The sequence below is a fragment of the Arcobacter sp. CECT 8989 genome (genome assembly GCF_004116715.1).
Lineage (GTDB): Bacteria > Campylobacterota > Campylobacteria > Campylobacterales > Arcobacteraceae > Halarcobacter.
The window spans coordinates 42191-63711 of record NZ_PDKE01000009.1; the positions used below are offsets into that span (position 1 = coordinate 42191).

General features: G+C 28.5%; 19 protein-coding genes. 7 read left to right on the plus strand and 12 right to left on the minus strand.

The annotated features are described in order from the left end of the window. Positions 1-10: 10 nt before the first annotated feature. From CRV02_RS09520 to CRV02_RS09535, 4 genes are all read right to left on the minus strand, one after another. A complete protein-coding gene (locus tag CRV02_RS09520; protein WP_129085282.1) occupies positions 11-514 on the minus strand; it encodes a Rieske 2Fe-2S domain-containing protein in 504 nt (167 codons plus the stop codon). Positions 515-662: 148 nt separating this feature from the next. Next, positions 663-2141, minus strand: coding sequence for a threonine synthase (gene thrC / locus CRV02_RS09525; RefSeq protein WP_129090133.1), 1479 nt, complete (start codon positions 2139-2141; stop codon positions 663-665). A gap of 9 nt (positions 2142-2150) precedes the next feature. Continuing rightward, positions 2151-3056, minus strand: a complete 906-nt coding sequence (gene argB, locus CRV02_RS09530; RefSeq protein ID WP_129090134.1) for an acetylglutamate kinase — start codon at positions 3054-3056, stop codon at positions 2151-2153. A 68-nt stretch (positions 3057-3124) separates the two neighbouring features. Further along, positions 3125-4948, minus strand: coding sequence for a GGDEF domain-containing protein (locus tag CRV02_RS09535; protein ID WP_129090135.1), 1824 nt, complete (start codon positions 4946-4948; stop codon positions 3125-3127). 95 nt (positions 4949-5043) lie between these two features. On the opposite strand from CRV02_RS09535, the gene CRV02_RS09540 reads away from it, so the two are divergent. Continuing rightward, positions 5044-7785, plus strand: a complete 2742-nt coding sequence (locus tag CRV02_RS09540) for a RecB-like helicase (protein ID WP_258239278.1) — start codon at positions 5044-5046, stop codon at positions 7783-7785. Here the strand turns inward: CRV02_RS09540 and CRV02_RS09545 are convergent. From CRV02_RS09545 to CRV02_RS09565, 5 genes are all read right to left on the minus strand, one after another. Further along, the gene (locus tag CRV02_RS09545) at positions 7782-8348 is read right to left on the minus strand and encodes a thiamine phosphate synthase (RefSeq protein WP_258239279.1); all 567 of its coding nucleotides are present in this window, start codon (positions 8346-8348) and stop codon (positions 7782-7784) included. The genes CRV02_RS09540 and CRV02_RS09545 overlap by 4 nt on opposite strands. 82 nt (positions 8349-8430) lie before the next feature. Continuing rightward, positions 8431-9117 carry a F0F1 ATP synthase subunit A gene (locus CRV02_RS09550; RefSeq protein ID WP_129090137.1) on the minus strand — a complete coding sequence of 229 codons (687 nt, stop codon included), beginning with the start codon at positions 9115-9117 and terminating at the stop codon, positions 8431-8433. Positions 9118-9205: 88 nt separating this feature from the next. Next, a complete protein-coding gene (gene ilvA / locus CRV02_RS09555) occupies positions 9206-10414 on the minus strand; it encodes a threonine ammonia-lyase (RefSeq protein WP_129090208.1) in 1209 nt (402 codons plus the stop codon). A 104-nt stretch (positions 10415-10518) separates the two neighbouring features. Then, positions 10519-12795 (minus strand): 5-methyltetrahydropteroyltriglutamate--homocysteine S-methyltransferase, encoded by a 2277-nt coding sequence (metE, locus tag CRV02_RS09560; protein ID WP_129090138.1) that lies wholly within the window; start codon positions 12793-12795, stop codon positions 10519-10521. A 138-nt stretch (positions 12796-12933) separates the two neighbouring features. Then, the gene (locus CRV02_RS09565; RefSeq protein WP_129090139.1) at positions 12934-13287 is read right to left on the minus strand and encodes a hypothetical protein; all 354 of its coding nucleotides are present in this window, start codon (positions 13285-13287) and stop codon (positions 12934-12936) included. A 129-nt stretch (positions 13288-13416) separates the two neighbouring features. Between CRV02_RS09565 and trmD the strand changes: the two genes are divergently transcribed. The 6 genes from trmD (at position 13417) to CRV02_RS09595 (ending at position 19399) form a co-directional block, all read left to right on the plus strand. Further along, positions 13417-14106, plus strand: coding sequence for a tRNA (guanosine(37)-N1)-methyltransferase TrmD (gene trmD / locus CRV02_RS09570; RefSeq protein WP_129085290.1), 690 nt, complete (start codon positions 13417-13419; stop codon positions 14104-14106). A 53-nt stretch (positions 14107-14159) separates the two neighbouring features. After that, a complete protein-coding gene (gene rplS, locus CRV02_RS09575; RefSeq protein ID WP_129085291.1) occupies positions 14160-14516 on the plus strand; it encodes a 50S ribosomal protein L19 in 357 nt (118 codons plus the stop codon). Positions 14517-14557: 41 nt separating this feature from the next. Further along, on the plus strand, positions 14558-15094 hold the full coding sequence (locus CRV02_RS09580; protein WP_129090140.1) for a hypothetical protein: 537 nt from the start codon (positions 14558-14560) through the stop codon (positions 15092-15094). A 172-nt stretch (positions 15095-15266) separates the two neighbouring features. After that, entirely contained in the window at positions 15267-17873 is a 2607-nt protein-coding gene (locus CRV02_RS09585; RefSeq protein WP_129090141.1) for a methyl-accepting chemotaxis protein, read from the plus strand. A gap of 54 nt (positions 17874-17927) precedes the next feature. Then, the gene (locus CRV02_RS09590) at positions 17928-18521 is read left to right on the plus strand and encodes a DedA family protein (protein ID WP_129090142.1); all 594 of its coding nucleotides are present in this window, start codon (positions 17928-17930) and stop codon (positions 18519-18521) included. Positions 18522-18568: 47 nt separating this feature from the next. Continuing rightward, positions 18569-19399: a hypothetical protein gene (locus CRV02_RS09595; RefSeq protein WP_129090143.1), complete on the plus strand. Its 831-nt coding sequence runs from the start codon at positions 18569-18571 to the stop codon at positions 19397-19399. A 4-nt stretch (positions 19400-19403) separates the two neighbouring features. Here CRV02_RS09595 and CRV02_RS09600 read toward each other — a convergent pair whose 3' ends face one another. Genes CRV02_RS09600 through CRV02_RS09610 form a run of 3 tightly spaced genes read right to left on the minus strand, consistent with a single transcriptional unit; the run spans position 19404 to position 21389 of the window. Beyond that, positions 19404-19874 (minus strand): threonine/serine exporter family protein, encoded by a 471-nt coding sequence (locus CRV02_RS09600; RefSeq protein WP_129085296.1) that lies wholly within the window; start codon positions 19872-19874, stop codon positions 19404-19406. Then, a complete protein-coding gene (locus CRV02_RS09605; RefSeq protein ID WP_129090144.1) occupies positions 19874-20653 on the minus strand; it encodes a threonine/serine exporter ThrE family protein in 780 nt (259 codons plus the stop codon). The genes CRV02_RS09600 and CRV02_RS09605 overlap by 1 nt, the downstream gene beginning before the upstream one ends. Further along, positions 20646-21389, minus strand: coding sequence for an SdiA-regulated domain-containing protein (locus CRV02_RS09610; protein ID WP_164968986.1), 744 nt, complete (start codon positions 21387-21389; stop codon positions 20646-20648). Before CRV02_RS09610 ends, CRV02_RS09605 begins: the two co-directional genes overlap by 8 nt. Positions 21390-21521: the final 132 nt, after the last annotated feature.

Below are 21521 nucleotides of genomic sequence, written 5' to 3' on the forward strand. Positions count from 1 at the left end.
AAACTACTCCTTATGCCGTTGCCATCGCAGCAGCGATTTTTTTGTATTCAGGTCCTTCTTCACCAAGAACAATCTGAGAACCTTGAACAGCGAATGGAGGTAAATCAAGAGGTCTTGGAGGAGGTCCAAAAGTTTGTTTACCACTTGCATTAAACTCACCACCGTGACATGCACATTTCCATTGTGTTTTTTTCCATGCTGGAATACAACCTAAGTGAGTACAAAGACCAATAGCAACAGTGTATCTATCTTCACCGATGATTAAATCTCTATCTGACTTTTCCATATCTGCAGTTTTCTTAAGAACAAAAATTGGTTTACCTCTCCACATAACAGTGATTGGTTCACCAGCTTTAAGTCCATTAAGCTCAACATTCGTAAATCCGCTAGCTAATACACTTGGTAATGGATCCCACACTTGTTTCATACCAACAAGTGCAGCAGCTCCACCAACTGCCGCAACAGCTGCAAATGAATAACCTAGAAAATCCCGTCTATTTGTATCGTTAGACATTTAGCTTCCTTATTTTAAAATTAAATCTATACATTATATAGTTAATTTTCTTAAAAAATTATGATTGAGGTCAAAAAAAGCCGATTTATTGAGAGATGTGTAGTTAATCTACACAGTAGATTTATAAGGTAAACTTATTAAAGACATTTTAGTCTCTAATAAAATTTACGATTTCCTCTTCTATTTTTTCTTTTTCGATGATAATATTATGGTTTATTTTTGATCCAAAAAGTGAAGAAATTGATTGTGGTAAGTTTGCGTTAAATTTAGATGAAATCTCTTCTAATGCTTCTTTATCCGCATAAGTTTTGCTATCTTCATTTAAAGCATTTAATACTGTTGGAGAGAATTTTGTCCATTCAGCAGTTGAATAAATTACTGTTTTTAGTTTTTCTTCTCTTAAGTTTTCATATGCTTTTATACAAGTTGCAGTATGTGGGTCCATTAAATATCCATCATCTAAATATGATTTGATAATTTTTGCTCCATATGCATCATCTGAATTTACAGCTGAGAACTCTTCTTGTAAAAGTTTTGTTTCATCTTCTGTTAGTGTAAAGATGTTATCTTTATTTAGATTATCAAATAACTCTTTTGTTCTTTTTGCACCAAATAGTGAGAACATAACTCTTTCGATATTTGAAGATTTTAAAATATCCATTGCTGGTGATTTTGTAAGAATAAGCTCTTTATCTCTGATATCATAAATACCAGTGTTAATCCACTCAGTTAAAATATTGTTTTCATTTGAAGCTACTAAAAGTTTTTGAATCGGAACACCCATATGTTTTGCATAGAATCCACCAAGTACATTTCCGAAGTTTCCAGATGGAACAACTAAATAGATTTTTTCTCCAAATTTAATTTCATCTTGTTTAAGAAGTTGAATATATGACCAGAAGTGATAGATAATTTGGAAAATAATTCTTCCAAAGTTTACTGAGTTTGCAGCACTTAGTTTAATACCATCATTTTCTAACTCATCTTTAAATGATTGAGAACTAAGAAGATTTTTTAATGCATTTTGTGCATCATCAAAATTTCCTTTGATACCAATAATTTTTTGGTTGTGACCATCTTCACATACCATTTGAAGTCTTTGTACATCGGATGTTCCACCATCTGGATACATACAAGCAATTTGAATATTCTCTTTATTTTTAAATGTATTTAATGCAGCTGGTCCAGTATCACCAGATGTTGCAGCCAGAATTAAATATTTCTCATCTCTTTTTTTAGCAATAGAAGAAAGAATAGAACCAAAAGGTTGTAAAGCCATATCTTTGAAAGCTCTTGTTGGTCCATGGTATTGTTCATGTACAAATAAGTCATCTTTTACTTTTACTACTGGACAAGGGTTTGATGCATCATCAAAGTTATCATAAAGGTCAAGAGCTTTTTTGATTTCCTCTTCTTCAATATCAATTTCAAAAGCTTTTAAAATATCATATGCAAGCTCTTTATATGAAGAATTAATATGGTTTTGTAAAAAGTTTTCTTCTAGTTGTGGTAATTCTTTAGGTACATATAAACCACCAAAAGATGCACTTGGACTTAAAATTGCATCTGAGAAGCTAACTTCTTTTGGATTTATACCGTCATTTCCTCTTGTTTCTATAAAATTCATTTCTTTTCCTTATTCTTCATCGTTTAATAATTTTTCCATATCTATGCCATTATTGGGATTGTCTTTCCTAAGAAATTGTGTACCAATTCCATCACTAGTAAATAGTTCTAATAAAATTGAATGCTCAACTCTTCCATCAATAATGTGTGCTTTATTTACACCGTTATAAATTGCATCTACGCAAGAATCAACTTTAGGTATCATTCCCCCTGCAATTGTTCCATCTGCTTTATACCCATCAACATCATCTTTATCAAGTGAGTTTAAAAGTTCACCATCTTTATTTAAAACTCCAACTGTATCAGTTAAAAATAGAACTTTTTGAGCTCCAATTGCTTGAGCTACTTTACTTGCTGCAACGTCTGCATTGATGTTATATCCAGGGTGATTTGGTTTTGCACTATCAGCAATAGGAGCAATAACAGGAATGAAACCTTCTTTAATAAGATTATTAATCATAGTTCCATTTACTTCTGTAATTACACCTGTATAACCAAACTTTCCATTCTCTTTTGGAGTAGCTTTGATAATAGCAGAGTCTTTTCCTGAAATACCAATAGCTTTAGCACCGTGATGATTTAATAAAGAAGTAATATTTTTGTTGATTTCACCACTAAGTACCATTTCAACTACTCTCATAGTCTCTTCAGATGTAACTCTATGTCCATCTACAAACTCTGAGTGTATTTCTAATTTATCAAGAAGTTCAGAAATTCTTGCTCCCCCACCATGTACAATTACTGGTTTGATTCCCACAAGAGAAAGAAGAACAATATCTTCAGCAAATTTTTCTTTTAGTTCAGGACTTGTTTGTGCAGAACCACCATATTTAATAACAATAGTTTTTCCATAGAATTTTTTAATATGAGGTATCGCGTCAAGAAGGGTTTGTACCTTATGTTGTTTTTTTTGCATAGAAGTTCCCTAAGATTATTATTTTTAAGGCAAATATTTTACCTAAAATAATCTTAAGGTTTTAATTTTTAAACTAAAGACTGATCAAACCTAATAACTTTGTTTCTTCCACTATTTTTTGCTTTATATAGTGCAAGGTCAGCATATTTAATTGCTTCCTCTAAGTCTTCAGTATCTTCAGGGAACATTGATACTCCAATACTCATAGTTTTTTGTAGTGTTGTACTTCCACCTGTTGGAATCTCTTTTTTAGCAAAGTTTACTCTTATCTTTTCGGCAACATCTATAGCGCCTTTTTCATCACAGTTATATAATAATACAATAAATTCTTCTCCACCAAATCTAACAGCAATATCTGATTCTCTAATATTTTCATTTAAAGTCTGAGCTACAATTTTGATTGCATTATCTCCAATATCATGGCCATAAGTATCATTTACCATTTTAAAGTAATCAATATCAAGCATTAATACACCATATGCTATACCAGAACGCTTTGTCTGAGAAGTGATATTTGGAATAGCATCTTCTAGATATTTTCTATTTTTTAAATTAGTTAAAGAATCAGTTTGGGCATTGTGTTCTAAAATATTCATAAGCTTTTTACTTACAATTACTGTTTTTGCTGCATCAACATAGTCTTGAATATATGGAATCATTTCTCTTACTTCAATTGTTTGATTTACTGTATCCGTATAAATTGAAATAATTAAATCAAGCTCATTTGAAATAGCATAAGGTACACAAAAATAGTTTGTCTTATCACATGATGGACAGGCAGGACAGATATCTTTAAACTGTGTTGAGTCTATAGTTGTATTTGTTCTATCTGCTCTACAGCCTTCTTCGAAAATATTACAGATAACTTTTGCTTCACTATGAACTAGATTAATTTCATTTGTAATTGTACTTATTTCAAAGAAATTAAACTTACTAATTCCTAGTTTTATTTTTAAAACTTCAGCAAGTCTATTATATACATCATGAATTGTCTCATCATACTCAATTGTTTTTCTAAATTTATAAACATCAGAAAGTCTATCTACTGTATTTTTTACATTTATTAAGTGGTCTTTATCTGTTACTTTATGGTTTTCTGATAAGAAAATAGAGATTTTAGAATCAATTGCTTCTAAAGTTATCTCTAGTTTTTCAAGTAAACCATTAATCCAAAGAGCAACATCTTTTGCCTCTTTTCCTTTTGGATTTTGAATTCTGTATGAATAGTCACCTTGTTGGGCTTTATTCATAACTCTCTTAATAGAATCAAATAGTGAAAGGAATGGAGAAATAATAAAGTTTAGTAAGAAAATAATTACTATCATTAAAACAGATGCAATAAGAAGTGTATCTGTAATAGTTCTAATACCTATTTGTTTTGAGTCATCAATAGACATTTCAATAGAAATAGCACCTAAAGTATCACCTTCTTGTGCATTTGTATGACAAGACATACAATTGATTTTTCCTTTATTTGTTGCATTATATGGAATAGTAATTCTATATGTACTTTGTGAGAAGATTTTATCATTTATGACTTTTTTTGTTTCACCTGTTTGTAAAACTTCTCTATCAACATCATCTCTTGCAGTTTCATTGTTGAAACCTTTTCCATACATATCAATTACTTTTTGAGACCTACTTAACCAAATCTTATCAATATTTGGGATATCTTCTAATTGACTTAAAAAAAGTTCTCTATCATCAATAACTCCACTCACCATTTGGGAAGTCAATGAGTGCTCAACAGTTTTTGCAACAGCTTTTGCTTTATCATCAATTGATTGAATACCATAGTTTCTAAAGTTATAGACCATGTCTATAGTGATTAGAAAAAAAGTAAAGGAAATAATCGAAATAACAAGTAGAATAATTTTATTTTTTGTCTGCATTCAGTATCTCTTCTTTGCTGGTAATAATCTTAAAATATATTATAACAGTAATATTATAAAAAAACTTATAGTTATATAGATATAAATGATTATTTTTGTATTATTCTGTTATGAAAAAATATTTAGCATTAAAAGCAAGTGCAGGAAGTGGAAAAACTTTTGCCTTGACAGTAAGATATATAACATTATTATTAAAAGGTGCTAGTCCTAAAGAGATATTAACACTAACCTTTACAAATAAAGCTGCAAATGAGATGAGTGAAAGAATTTATAAAACTTTGCTTTCACTTGGAGAAGATGAGGCATATTTAGGTGCAATACAAGAGCAGTCAGGTTTTTCTAAAGAAGAAATACTAAGTAGAAAAGAACAACTTGTCCATATCTTTTCTAATGCTTCTTTATCTATATTTACTATTGATAAGTTTGTAAATAAGATTTTAAGAGAGTTTAGTGGATATGCTGGAATAAATGATGATTTTGAAATTAAAGAAGATGATGTAGAGAAACTAAGTAGTAAGTTTTTACAATCTTTAGATATAGATAGTTTTGATAAGTTAATTGATTTCTCTTTATTTGAAAATAAAAAGTATAACTCTATCTTTGAAATATTTAAAAATATTTTTGAAAAGGGTGAGACAGTTGATATTGTAAATATTGACCTTTCTCTAATAGAAATACAAAAAAAAGAGGCTTTAACTGAAGGTTTAAAAATAAAAGAGTTTATTTTAAACTGTCCAAATGCTTCAAAAAGTGCAATAAAAGCAGTAGATTATGAAAATTTTGATGAACTAATCTCTAAAAAATGGTTAGAGAAAAATAGTGCAGGTGAGTATTCATATTTTAAGAAATGTGCAAATGAGACTTTAGAACAATATTTTGCTAAAACAAAAGAGCAAGTAGGAAACTACTATAAGTTAAGGTCTACCTTTTCTTTAAGTAGATTATTTGAACTATACAATCTTTTCAAAGAGTATAAAAGAAAATATAATAGTTCTAAAAACTATTTACACTTTGATGATATTTCAAATATCTGTTATGAACTATTAAGTACAAAGATTGATAAAGAGTTTTTATATTTTAGATTAGACTCTAACTTTTCTCATATCTTAATCGATGAGTTTCAAGATACTTCACTTTTACAATATAAGATTTTACAACCATTGATTGAAGAGATACTTTCAAGTTCTGAGTTTAAAACCTTCTTTTATGTTGGAGATACAAAGCAGTCTATTTATAGATTTAGAGGTGGAAAAAGAGAACTATTTGATTATGTATTAAAAACAAACCCAATGGTAAATGTTGAGGTTTTAAATACAAACTTTAGGTCATGTGAAAAAGTAGTTAATTATGTAAATCAATCTTTTAATAAGTTAGTTTCATATGAGTATCATGACCAAATACCAATTCATAAAGATGGATATGTAGAAGTACTTGAAGATGAGGCTTTATTAGAAGATGAAAAGTATGCAAATATAGCTAAAAAAATATCTGAGCTTATACAAAAAGGTGTAAATAGTAATGATATTGCAATTTTAACATATACAAATGATGATGTATTAAATCTATACTCTTATTTAAAAAAGATGTTTCCAAGTTTAAAAATTAGTACAGAGATGACATCAAAGTTAATAAATCAAGAGAATGTAAAAGCTATTATAAATGCAATCAAATATCTTTATTTTAAAGAGAGTATTTATAAAGAGAATTTAAATGCAATTATTGGAAAGGCTCCTGAAACACCATTTGAATTAGATATTGATTTAAAATATAAAAGTGTGCAAGAATCAGTATTAAAAATAGCACAAGCTTTAAATGTAACTGATGACAATGTTATAAAGTTTGTAGAGCTTTGTTCTTCATATAAAAATGTGGTTGACTTTGTATATGAAATTGATGAATTAGATGCGTCAATAGAAAACTCTGAGCAAATAGGTTTACAGATTTTAACTATCTTTAAATCAAAAGGTTTGGAGTTCCATACTGTATTATTACTTGATAGAATAAAACAAAAAGTAGCTAATAGAGATTCATTACTGTTTGAATATGATGATGTGAATTTAAAAAATATCTATTATAAAATTGGTGCTTTGTATAATTATAGTACTGAATATAAAGAAGCTTTAAAAAAAGAGAAATCTTTAGAGTTTGAAGATGAATTAAATATTTTATATGTTGCTATGACAAGGGCAAAAAAGAATATGATAATATTTAAAAAGCCTGAAAAGTCAGTTTTTGACCTACTTGATTTAAAACCAAATATCTTAGGAGAAATAGTTGTTAGTGATAATAAAACTAAAAACTATGAAAAAACATCTAAAGTCGTATATCAAGCACTTAACTTAGGTAAACAAGATAAACCAATAAGTGTAGAAAATGATGATGAAGAGTATACTTTACATGCAAAATATTTTGGTATAGCAACTCACTATTGCTTAGAAATGATGAATAGTTTTGATGAAAATTCATTAAATCTAGCTATTAATATTGTAAGAAATAGATACTCAAACTATTTAGATGAAAATGATATTCAAAATATCAAAAATAGAGTTTCTAATCTTTTAGTAAATAGTGAATTTTTAGACTTAGTAAAAGAGGGTAATTATAGTAAGGAACAATCACTTATTTATAAAAATGAGTTAAGGATTATAGATTTACTTGTTGAAAAAGATAATAAGTATTACATCTTTGATTATAAAACTACAAAGGGTGAATTACAAGAGCATATTTATCAAGTAAGTTATTATAAAAAGGCAATAAAAGATATTTTAGCCTCTGATGAGGTTTATACTTATATTGTCTATTTAAATGAGGATATGGCTAAGCTAAAAAAGGTTTAAATAAAATACCTAATTGAAGCAAAGCCATAGGCTCTAGTTTTTGAAATGAGTTTTAGATTATCTTCATTTACTATACCACCTAAAGCAATTACATCTAAATCTTCATATGACCTAATTACTTCTCTTAATTTTGACATTCCTTTTGGTTCACCTTTATTTGGTGTATCAAATATTGGAGAGTAAGTAATTGCATTAATATGCTTTTTTTGTGCATTTTCTACATCTGTAAAATTATGACATGAGATAATAGTATAAAGGTCTAAATCTTTTGCTCTTTGAATATCATCAAACTGTTTTGATGTAAGATGAACGCCATGTGCTTTTAGTTCATGTGCTAGTTTATAGTTTTCATTTAATAAAATTTTTTTTATATTAAACTCTTTGCACACTTTAACAAAAACTTCTGCTAGTTCTTTATAGTTTGAAGATTGTTTATCTCTAAAACAAGCCATATCAACTTTTTTAGAATTAAAAACTTTTCTTAGGTTTTTTTCAAACAATATTAAATCATTTGAATAGTATTCAGGATCAGTTATTAGATAACTAAGCAAATCATCTCTCATTTTGTTTATTCCTTTTATAGAACGAAAAAAGGGGAAGAGCAAAAACTCTTCCCCTTTCTAAGTTTTGTGAAGACTAAATTAATTAGTGATCCTCATGCTCCATCATAACTGAACCTGCGATATAAACGTAAGTTAAAATCATGAAAATGAATGCTTGTAAAACACCAAAAGCAGCTAACATAAAGAAACCAGCTAATGGAACTAACCATGGTACTAACATTAATAATACCATTAAGAACATGTCATCCCCTCTTACAGAACCAAAAAGTCTGAATGATAATGAGATAATTCTTGAAAAGTGAGAAATAATCTCAATAGGGAACATTAATGGAGCTAAGATTGGCATAGGTCCCATAAAGTGTTTGAAATAGTTAACAAAACCATTTTTCTTAATACCTATGTAGTTATAGTAAATAAATACAATAAGTGCTAAAGATAAAGTAAAGTTAATATTAGCAGTTGGTGATTCAAAACCTGGAATAACACCAGTCATGTTACTTAGGAAAATAACTAAACCTAAAGCACCAATTAATGGTAAATATCTTCTAGCATTTTCTTCTCCCATTGAATCTTTTCCAATTGCGATAACACCTTGGATGTACGCTTCTAAAACATTTTGTGTACCAGTTGGAACAAGTTGCATTTTTCTAGTTGCAGATCTTGCTAGTAAAAAGATAACTCCCACTACTAGTACAAAGTGTGATAAAATGATCCATTCTTGACCGTGACCACCGATAGAGCCTAAGAATGTAAACAATCTTCCTTCCATTTTCTTCCTTTTTTTTCATTTGTGACTAAAATATAACGCACATTATATATTTTGTTTACTAAAATCTTTCTAAAGATCTTTTATAAAACTAAATTTGTTTAAATCTGTAACCACTTTGTTTCAATTTTTCACCAATTGTTTTTTGATGTTCTTCACCTTTAGTCTCTAAAGATATTGTAATTTGGGCTTCCCCGAACTCTAACTTAACTGAGTCTCTATCATAGTCTATTTGTACAATATTTGCACCACAGTCTCTGAAAATATCACTTAAATGAGTTAATGAACCTGGTTTATCCATAAGTTTTACAATTAAGTTCATTTTTCTATATGATTTAACTAGACCTTTTTCAATAATTTGTGAAAGCATAGTTACATCAATATTTCCACCACTAATAATTGCACAAACTTTTGAGTCTTCTATATTATCAATTTTATCGTGCATAATAGCAGCAGTTGAAACGGCACCAGCTCCTTCAACTACAAGTTTATGTTTTTCAAGTAAGAATAAAATGGCATTTGCAATTTCATTATCAGTTACTTCAACAATATGATCTACATAATCAATAATAATATCAAGAAGTTTTGGATTTACATCACGTACGGCTATTCCATCTGCAATAGTTCTAACACTTGCACTATCAATAGGAGTTTGAGACTTATATGATTCTTTCATACCCCTTGCACCACTTGCAACTACACCAATGATTTTGATATCTGGATTTATAGCTTTTGCAGCAATTGCTATTCCTGCAATTAAACCACCACCACCAATTGGTACAACAATTTGTTTTAAATCAGGTATCTCTTCTAGTAGTTCAAGTGAAATAGTTCCTTGTCCAGCAATAACATCATCATCAGCAAATGGGTGAATAAATTCAACTCCATTTTCTTCTTTGTATTTCATTGCTGCTGCATAGGCTTCATCAAAGTTTTCACCTGTTAGAACAACATTTGCTCCATGGGATTTAACTCCACTTACTTTTGTTAAAGGAGTTGCTTCTGGCATAAAAATAGTTGCATTACAACCAAACTGTTTAGCTGCATATGCTAAACCTTGCGCATGATTTCCTGCACTAGCTGCAACTACTCCTTTATCTCTTTTTTCTCGAGATAAGTTAGCAATTCTATTATATGCACCTCTTAATTTAAAGCTTCCTGTTAATTGTAGATTCTCTTTTTTAAAGTAGATTTCACTTCTAAAAGTTTCACTTAAAATAGGAGCTAAAGTTAAAGGTGTGTTTTGTGCAACATCTTTTAAATTTTCTTTTGCTTCTTTTATATTATCTAACGTAATCATATTTTTTCTTTTCATTTAATTTCCTTGAAATACTATCTAAAAAGAGTTTTCACCTTTATAAATAAAACTCTTTTTACATAGGAGTAATAGATAGAGCTTATGCTCTATCTATTCTCTTCTCTAATCTCTTTTACTGCTTGAACCATGTTTTTTAAACTTGGAATTACTTCTTCCCATTTTCTTGTTTTAAGTCCACAATCTGGGTTTATCCATAATTGCTCTTTTGGAAGTACTTCAAGTAAAAGCTTGATTTGTTTTTTTAGCTCTTCAACACTTGGAATTCTAGGGCTATGAATATCATAAACTCCAGGTCCTACTTCTTGTTTATATCCAACTTCTTTAAATATTTTTAATAACTCATTTCCACTTCTTGCCGTTTCAATCGAAATAACATCTGCATCCATATCTTCAATAGTTTTAATAATGTCATTAAATTCACTATAGCACATGTGTGTATGAATTTGAGTTTCTGGGTAGGCACTACTAACTGAGATTTTGAAGTCTCTTGTTGCCCAAGATTCATAAGCTTTAATATTCTCACCTCTTAAAGGGTATCCTTCTTTAAATGCTGCTTCATCAACTTGAATTATTTTAATACCACTCTTTTGTAAATCATCAATTTCATCACTTAAAGCAACAGCAATTTGTTTTGAAACTTCGTCTCTAGGTTTATCATCTCTAACAAATGACCAGTTTAAAATGGTAACTGGACCTGTTAACATACCTTTCATAATTTTGTCTGTTTTACTTTGAGCATAAGTAATCCAATCAACAGTCATAGCTTTTGGTCTTGAGATATCTCCATAAATAAATGGTGGCTTTACGCATCTACTTCCATAAGACTGAACCCAACCATTTTGTGAAAATCCATAACCTTTTAGTTGCTCTCCAAAGTATTCAACCATATCATTTCTTTCTGGTTCTCCATGAACTAAAACTTCTATTCCGCACTCTTCTTGAAAAGCAATACACTCATCAATATATTGTTTCATTTGCTTTTCATAATCTTCTTTTGAAATTTCATTACTTTTAAAATCTCTTCTTGCTTTTCTAATCTCAGGCGTTTGAGGGAAAGAACCAATAGTTGTTGTTGCTAAGTCTTCATATTTTAAAAGCTCTTTTTGTATTTTGATTCTTTCTTCAAAATCTTTTTCTCTTGAAAGTTTAGTAAAAGTTTCAACTCTTTGTTTTACTTTTTCATCGTGAATAACAGTTGAAGTTTTTCTACTTTTGCTTGCTTCTATATTTTTTTCAAAATCTTTCGCTTCTATTTCATTTAGACTAGATTTACCTTGGAAAAATAGTTTTGAGATCAAATGAATCTCATCAAGCTTTTCTTCTGCGTAACTTAGCCAAGATTTAATCTTTTTGTCTAACTTCTCTTCATATCTTAGTGTAAATGGTGTGTGAAGTAATGAACAAGATGAAGAGATTAAGATATTCTCTTTTTTAACTTCTTGAGAAATCTCTTCTAATATCGAAACACTTTTTTCAATATCATTTTTCCAAATATTTCTTCCATCAACTACTCCTGCAATAAGTTTTTTATCACTTTTTGCAATATCACTTAAGCTTTCAATATTCTTCTTTCCATATAAAAAATCTAAAGCTAGAGCATAAATAGGAGTATTTACTAATACTTTAGTGGCTTCATTTGAGTGTTCAAAATATGTTGCTACAATGATTTTGATATTTTCACTTACACTTGCTAACTTGTCATAGGTTGGCTTGATTAGGCTTAATACTTTTTGTTCATTGTCTTTTACAAAAATAGGTTCATCTATTTGAACAGTGATTTCATCATCAAGTTTTGAAATCTCTTTTAGAAGTGCTTTATAAATAGGTAAAATCTTAGAGTGAAGTTCATAAGTATCACCTCTATCAACTCTTTTTGAAAGACCTAAAAATGTAATTGGTCCAATAAGATTGATTTTCGTTTTTATTCCGTACTCTTTTGCTTCTTTGTATTCATTTAATATTTTTGAAGCATTTAATTTATACTCATCTTCTAATGAAAGTTCTGGAACTATATAATGGTAGTTTGTATTAAACCATTTAGTCATTTCCATTGCTACACTAGTTTTATTTCCTCTAGCCATAGAGAAATATAGTTCTTTATTTTCTAAATCTTTAAATCTTTTTGGAATAGCATTTAATAAAACGCAAGTATCTAAAACATTGTCATAAAATGAAAAGTCATTTGACGAAATATATTTTATTCCTGCATCTTTTTGATATTTCCAGTGTCTTTTTCTTAAAACACTTGCAACTTCTTCAACTTCTTTAAACGAACAATTCTTTGACCAATATTTTTCTAATATTTTTTTTAATTCTCTTTGTTCTCCAATTCTTGGAAAACCTATTACATATGATTTTGACATTATTTTAACCTTAAAAATTGTCCCAATTTTGAAGGGACCTATAATTATCTGTCTTCTTTTTAAAGTAATTTATAAAAAATTACAAAAGAAGCAAAAACTAAAGAGAATAACGAGTTATTCTTTTTCTGCATAACTTAATTATTTGTATTTTAAGATTGTTAATGGTGGATGTACCCCTGTTCGTCTAAACGCAAAGAACTTGCAATAAAAAGGGCAACGAGGTATGAATTTGAAAAGTAAGACTGCTAATTTTGTTTTTCTTCTAAAAAAACAATCACAGTGACAAGGTTTACTATTATTTATTTGTAAACATAAAGTGACTTCCTCTAGTGGAGGGTCATTTTCATCAAACTCATCATTTTCAGAAGATAATTTTTTCTGTAATGTGTGTTTAGCCTTTATCACAAGGTTTTGCAATTTTGTTTCAACAGTATAAGCTAAGATACTAGCAAATGTAAAATAGTTTTTTCCAAAACCTTTAGGCGCTTTCACTTCAGTTTCTCCTTTCATAAAATTAAAAGTGGAATTTATCAAATCTAAGCTTAATGTTTATTACATTTGAAAAGTTAAGTAGTTTAAATGAAATTAGGTTAATATTTCAAAAAATATTTAAGGTCAGTTTTGAAATTTACTTTTGTAACTTTATTTCCCAATTTAGTAGAACCATATTTTTATGATTCAATACTAAAAAGGGCTATTGATTCAAACTTTATATCTTATGAGTTTTACAATCCTAGAGATTTTACAACTAATAAGCATTTAAAAGTAGATAAACAAATGATTGGTGGAGGCGCAGGAATGCTAATGACTCCTCAGCCACTTTTTGATTGTTTAGATGAAATTAAAAGAAAAAATCCTGAAGCTTATATTGTATTTCCCCTTGCTGCTGCAAAACCTTTTAAACAAAATGATGCAAAAAGATTAGCAAAAAAGAAAAATATAGTTTTTGTTTCTGGAAGATATGAAGGTATTGATGAAAGAGTTATAGAAAAGTATGCAAATGAAGTATTTTCAATTGGAGAGTTTATTTTAACTGGTGGAGAGCTACCATCTTTAGTTATGGCTGATGCTATTGCTAGAAATGTTGAGGGAGTTTTAGGAAATGCTGATTCTTTAGTAGAAGAGAGTTATGAAAATAACCTTTTAGAAGCACCTTCCTTTAGTAAACCAGAAAATTTTCAAGATTTAAGCGTCATTAAAGAATTCTTAAAGGGAAATCATAGTAAAATTGCCACCTTAAAATATAACTTGGCTATATGCAAGACAAAATACTTTAGACCAAGTTTAGTTACAAATAAAAAACAAAATTAAAAGCGTGATACCCCGCGTCTTGCAAAGGCGGGCACTTTCACCAAAGGGAACAAATGAAAAATAGATACATTGCAAGCTTTGAAGCAGCGCAAATTGCAGAAAAAGAAATTCCTCAGTTTAGAGCTGGAGACAACGTAAGACTTGGTGTTGAGATTAAAGAAGGTTCTAAGACTAGAGTTCAAACTTTCGAAGGTGTTGTAATTGCTAGATCTGGTAACGGTGTTGATGCAACATTTACTGTTAGAAAACTTGGAGCTAACTCTGTTGGTGTAGAAAGAATTTTCCCACTATATTCTGAGTCTTTAAAGTCTTTTGAAGTAGTAAGAAGAGGTAAAGTAAGAAGAGCTAAATTACACTACCTTAGAGGTCTTACTGGTAAGAAAGCTAAAATTAAAGAGCTTAGAAAATAATTTAAGCAGAAAAACTAAGACTACGGTCTTAGTTTTACCTTATGTCAAAAACTTTAATCCACTGTACATCACTTTCTCAATCACAATCTTTTATTAACTTTTTAAATCTAAAACAAAATAATACTATTAAGAATTTACCAAACGGGGTAAAAATATTTGAAGATGAAAACGCTAAATATCTTTTAGTAGTTTCTAAAACTGGAAAAGAGAATATACTTGAAGCTTTAGGCTTTATTTATAAAAACTATACAATAACAAAAGCTTTTAATATTGGAATTGCTGGATGTAGTGATGGTTCTGTTAAAATAGGAACACTTTTTTGTACCAACAGACTTTTATTTGGAATAAACTTTGGCTCATTAACTACAGTTGATTCTCCTTTAGAAACAGATGAAAACCTAGAAACACTTCTTGTAGATACAGAGGCTAAATATTTCTTAGAAGCTTCAACGGAAAACTGCAAAGAGTTATATGTCTTTAAAGTTGTTTCAGACTATTTAGAAACAGAAGACTTAAAAGATGAATTTATAGAATCTCTTATACAAAATGTATACTCTAAAATCGAAATATTTATTTAAACTATTAAGGAAAATTAACTTATAAATTTGATGATTAGAACAATAAATTGGATAATAAATATACAAATTTATTGTTTAGGGTTAATTTTTAATATCTTTTGATGTTATTAAATGCTACTATTTTAGAAATAATCTATTGATATAGTTTCAAATTATTAATAAGGGTATTAAAATGAAATCTTTTAGTATAAATAAAAAACTAATTATTTTAATTGTAGGTAGCTTAGTTTTTCTTTCTTCTGCTATTGTGAGCATAAGCTTTTTTCAAAGTGTTGAAAATACAGAAAAAGATAAATTATCTCAGTTAAAGTCAATTACTTCTGCAAAAAAACAACATATTCTAGACTATTTTAATTCTATTGAAGGATTAATTGTCTCTGTTGCTAACTCTTCTTCTACTATTGATGCCTTATATTATATGGAAAAAAATTTTTATAAAATTAAAGAAGAAGTTAAAACTAAATTGACTGTTAGTGATGTAAAAAAACAATTGATTTCTCATTATGATGAATTTTATATCAATAATATAAATTTCAATATAAAATCTGTTGAAGATAAAAAAGATTCAGAAAGTTATTTACCTAAAGATGAAAGTGGAATATGGGCACAATATATTTATATAGTAAAGAATAGTGCAAAAATTGGTGAAAAAAATGATATGCAAGATTCTTCTTCTATAAGTACTTCATATACTTTTGATCACAGTAAATTCCATAATACTTTTAATACAATATTAAAAAAGTTTTCTTTGTATGATATTTTTCTAGTAGATAATAATGGAACTATTATATATAGTACTTTCAAGGAAAAAGACTTTGCAACAAATTTAAAAGAGGGACCATACTCTAATACTGGAATTGCAAAAGCAAATGAAAAAGCTTATACTCTAAACGAAGGAGAAATTGCTTTTTCAGATTTTAAACCTTATGAACCTAGTTATAATGCACCTGCTTCTTTTATAGCAACTCCAGTATTTAAAAATGAGAAAAGAATAGGTAATTTAATTATGCAATTTCCTATTAATATTATTGATGGAATTATGAATTTTGAAAGAAAGTTTGATGAGGCTGGATTAGGAGAAACAGGAAATACCTATTTAGTGGGAAGTGATTATACGATGAGAAATAATCACAGATATATTGACAAAAATCAAAATGAGAATGTAAAAAACTCAGGGACAACAATTGCAACATTAAAAATTGAAACAGATTCTGTTAAAAAAGCTTTATTAGGCAAAGTTGGTAGTCATTTGATAAAAAATGAAAATGGTAATAAAATTCTTAGTGCATATGCTCCACTAGAAGTATTTGGAGAAAAATGGGCAATTATCTCTGAAATAGATGATAAAGAAGCTTTAAATGAAATTTATAATTTAAATATGCTTATTCTATCAGTTGTATTTATCCTTTTAATAGTTATTGTTACTATATCTTTATGGTTATTAAAATCATCAATTGTAAAGCCTCTTAAAAGTTTTGAAGAAGGATTATTAGAGTTTTTTAAATATTTAAATAATGAAACATCTTCTGTGAATGAGTTAACTTATATAAAAAATGATGAAATTGGAAATATGTCAAAAGTAATTAATCAAAATATTAAGAAAATTAGAATGACTTTAGAAAAAGATAGAACCTTGATTTCTGAAACAGTGCAAATTTTATCAGAGTATGAAAGTGGAAGTTTAAGTGGTCGAATCAAAACTAGTACTGATAACCCAACTTTAAATGAACTAAAAAGTGTGTTAAATAAAATGGGAGAAAACCTACAAAATAATATTGATAATATTTTGAATACTTTAGGGGAGTATACTCATTATAATTATTTAAATAAAGTAGATGATACTGGTCTTAAAGAACATCTATTAAAACTTGCTAATGGTGTAAATACATTAGGTGACTCTATAACTGAAATGTTAATTCAGAATAAAACAAATGGTATAAAATTAGATAGAAGTTCTGATGTTTTATTAGATAGTGTTGGAATATTATCAAATAATGCAAATAGTGCTGCTGCTTCAATTGAAGAGACTTCTGCTTCAATTGAAGAAATAAATAGTAACTTAGTTTCAAGTAATGAAAATGTACAGAAAATGTCTTCTTATGCTCAAGAAGTTACTAGTTCTGTAAAAGAGGGAGAGGAATTAGCAAATAGAACTACATTAGCTATGGATGAAATAAATTCACAAGTTACTGCAATAAATGAAGCGATTAGTGTAATTGATCAAATTGCATTTCAAACAAATATTTTATCTTTAAACGCAGCAGTAGAAGCAGCAACAGCAGGAGAATCAGGAAAAGGTTTTGCTGTTGTTGCCCAAGAAGTTAGAAATCTTGCATCAAGATCTGCTGAAGCAGCAAAAGAAATAAAAGATTTAGTTGAGAGTGCAAATGTAAAAGCGAATGAAGGTAAACATATTGCTGATTCTATGATTGGAGGATATTCAAGTTTAAGTAAAAATATTTCAGAAACGATTGAATTAATAGAATATGTTTCTATTTCATCAAAAGAGCAGCAACAAGGAATAGCTCAAATAAATGAAACTATAGCTAAACTTGATAAACAAACACAAGAAAATGCTTCTATTGCTCAAGAAACAAATGAAATTGCACAAGAGACAGATAAAATTTCTAAGCAAATAGTAAGTGATGCAAATGAAAAAGAGTTTAATGGAAAAGATACTATCAAGGTAGAAAATATTGTTAATTTAGAGAAGAAAAATAAAAAACAAAGTATGACAGAAAAAAATAAAATAAAACAAGATGATTGGGAGAGTTTTTAATATTTAAAATATAAAACGATAGAATTACGCAATTTTAAAATGGAAAGATAGTTAATGTTACATGATATTGTGAATTTTGTTGTTGAGTTAGTTGGGGATTTAGGCTATATTGGTATATTTTTAATGATGTTCTTAGAGAGTTCTTTTTTCCCTTTTCCTAGTGAAGTAGTAATGATTCCAGCAGGATATTTAGTATATAAAGGTGAAATGAATATGTTTGCTGCAATTTTTGCAGGTATAGCAGGAAGTTTAGGTGGAGCACTATTTAACTACTTTTTAGCAATAAAATATGGAAGAGCCTTTTTAATTAAATATGGAAGATACTTCTTCATTAGTGAAGAAACAATTGCAAAAGTAGAGCTTTTCTTTAAAGAACATGGTCATATCTCAACTTTTTCAGGAAGACTTATTCCAGCTGTTAGACAATATATCTCTTTCCCAGCAGGCTTAGCAAAAATGAATCTGCTAACTTTTTCTATTTATACAAGTTTAGGAGCAGGTATTTGGGTTGTTATTTTAACAATGCTTGGTTATTTTATTGGTGGAAATGAAGCTTTAATCAAAGAGTATTTAAGATATATAATTATTGCTATTTTATTAGGCTTAGCAGTAATGGGATACTGGTACTATAGAAGAAAAAAGAAATAGACTAATTATTTAACTCTTTTTTCATTGAAAGTTGCTAAACTTAATAAATGAAAAACTTTATTATACAAAACTGGAATAAACTACTACTTTCTATTTTTACTATTAGTGCTGTTTTTATAGCAATAACTTTTGCCATTGATACTACTGCTAAAACTTTGGTTGATGACTCTTTTTCTCAGGCAATTATAGTTTTTGGAAGTGCAAAAGCTTTAAATGCTGTTATCTCTTTAGCTCAAGGAACAGAACTTTCACTACCTTTTTTTGTAGTTGCAATTGGGGAAGTATTAGATCCAGTAAATGATTTGGTTGAGCAGTTCTCTTTAGTAATGCTTGCTAGTATGACTTCTCTTGGTATTCAAAAGATATTTTTAAACTTTGTAACCAATGAAATATATAACTATCTTCTTCTTGTATTAGTAATAGTTTTAAATATATGGTTGTATAAAAGATTTAGAAATGATAATAAGCTAAGAGATATCTTTTTTAAAGTAGTGTTTGTATTATTGTTTTTGCGTTTTGCAATTCCTATGATAAGTTATGTAAATGATATTTCTTATAACTACTTTGTTAAAGAAGAGTACAATATTGAAAGATTAAATGAAAATATTGTAAAAGTTAAAGAAGATGTTAGTAAGGTCAATCAAGAGACTTTACAAGCAAAAAAAGAGAGTTCTATCTTTGATAAGATAGTTGAAAAATTTGATAGTGAATACTATAGTAAAAAAGTTCAAGAGTATACAGATGCTGTGGATAATTCAAGTGAGTATATTATTGATTTGATTATAGTTTTTATTTTTCAAACTATATTTTTGCCTATACTATTTTTATTTATTTTATATTGGTTTATAAAATCTATTTTTAATATGAAACAGGCCTAATTATTTAGATAATTGGCCTGTTATATCTCATAAATACAAGAGAAGGAATTGCTAATCCAAAGCCAATCCCACTTAAAATAATAACTGCTTTTAATCCATTGTCAATAAACAAAGTAATAAGCTCAGGAGAAACCCCTTGGGCATTCATTTGAAGTAAGTTTATAATTGCTGTAAAAGCATATGTTCCTGGAAGTAAAGGAATAATTGAAGCAATAGTATAAACAGGTCTTGGAACTATATATTTTCTTGACCAATATAAAGCGATAACCCCAACTAAAGTAGAAGCTAAAAAAGTAGCAAGTTCAATAGGAATATTTAAATCCATAAGTACAAATCTTGTTGTATATCCTATAGCTCCACCAATTGCACAATAGACTAAGGCATTTCTTGGAACATTAAAAACCATAGCAAAACCAACAGCTGGAATAGCTGCAAAGATTGCATTTAAAATATATGTAGCTAATAAACTATCCATTACCAACCTCTCATACTAAGTAGTGCAAAAGCTAGAATAATACCTATTGATGTAGCTACACTTAAAAGTAGTGCTTGCATCCAACGACCCCACCCCATTGAAAGGTATCCTTTTACTGCATCTAAAACTGAGTTTACAAAAGGAAATCCAGGAGCTAGCAGTATTACACTAGAAGTCATAACTATATTTGGAGTAGAGCTTAGTTCAAATATTTGTGAAGTACTTGCTATAAGTGTTGCTACAAAAGCTGTAAGTCCAAAACTAATGATTAAGACAAACTGTTTTTTAGCCATTACATGTCTTACATACATAGCAACACTAGCAGCAACAAAGGTTATGAAAAAACCATTTAAATCTGCTCCATAAAGATATGAGAATGAAGCACAAGATAGACCAACCATAAATACAACTAGCCATCTATTGTAATGATTTGGTTGAATCTCTTTTATAGTATTAAAAACATAATCAACATCTTTTTTCTCTTTCTCAACATCTATACACATCTTTTGAACATCACAAACAATAGACATATTTATTGGTTTGTGGTGAGCTCTTCTTGTAGTTGTTACTGATTGTGTTTGATTATTGTTTAAAGTACTTAAAACAATAGCAGAAGGAATAAGAGAAACTTCAACCGAATCAACTCCTAAAGCTTTTCCTAGTCTTTGTGCTGTATCTTCTATAAGTTTACTTTCTGCACCAAATTCAAGCATTAAAACAGCTGCTTTAATTATTGCTCTTGTAATTTTTGTTTGTTCTTCGTATGTAATATTATTCATTTATTTTTAGTTTTAAAATCTTTCCATTGTCGTCTGCAATGTATAGGTTTCCTTTTTTGTCAAAAGTTATTCCTTCTTGTGCATATTTTTTTGATAACTTATACTCTTTTACTACTTTTTTTGAAGTTATATCATATTTAATTAACAAATTGGCATCATCGCTTACTAAATATAAAAAGTCTTTATAAAAAGCTAATCCTGCAATATCTTTGTATCCATGGTCAATAACATCTTTTATCTCTAGTTTTTTCTTTTTTTTATAATCTAAAATAACTATAACAGAAGAGTCATCTTTAGGGTAGGGCTTATCTGATTGATTAGAGGCATAGATTTTATCATTATGTAAAGTTAGACCTTCAATTCCATCTTTACCCCTTTTAACAATTTTATTGCCTTTGTATTTGCCTTTGATTTTTATCTCTTTTATTATTGAAAAATCTTTTTTATTTAAAAGTATAATTTCATCTTTCTCTTCATTTGCTAGAAGTAGTATATTTTTCTTTTCATCTATAGTTATACCTTCTAAGTCAAAATCACCTAATTTTTTTTCTCTTTTAATTTTCCCTTTTAAAGACAGTTCATAGATAGTTCCTTCATCATTTACTACAAAAAGAGTATTTGATTTTTCACTATAAACTATACCTGAAGCCTCAGGGATTTTTGCTATTACTTTCTCTTTTGCAAAAAGGTTTTGACAAAAAGTAAGAAGAAGTAGGATTGTAAAAAGGTTTCTCATATGTTTTATTTGCCTTATTTTCTGAAATTTTATACTAATTATCATAACGAATGTATTAAACTTTGAAAAGTTAAATTCAACTGTTACCTATAAACAATGCCATGAAATAAGGGTTTTATTAAATGTAACATT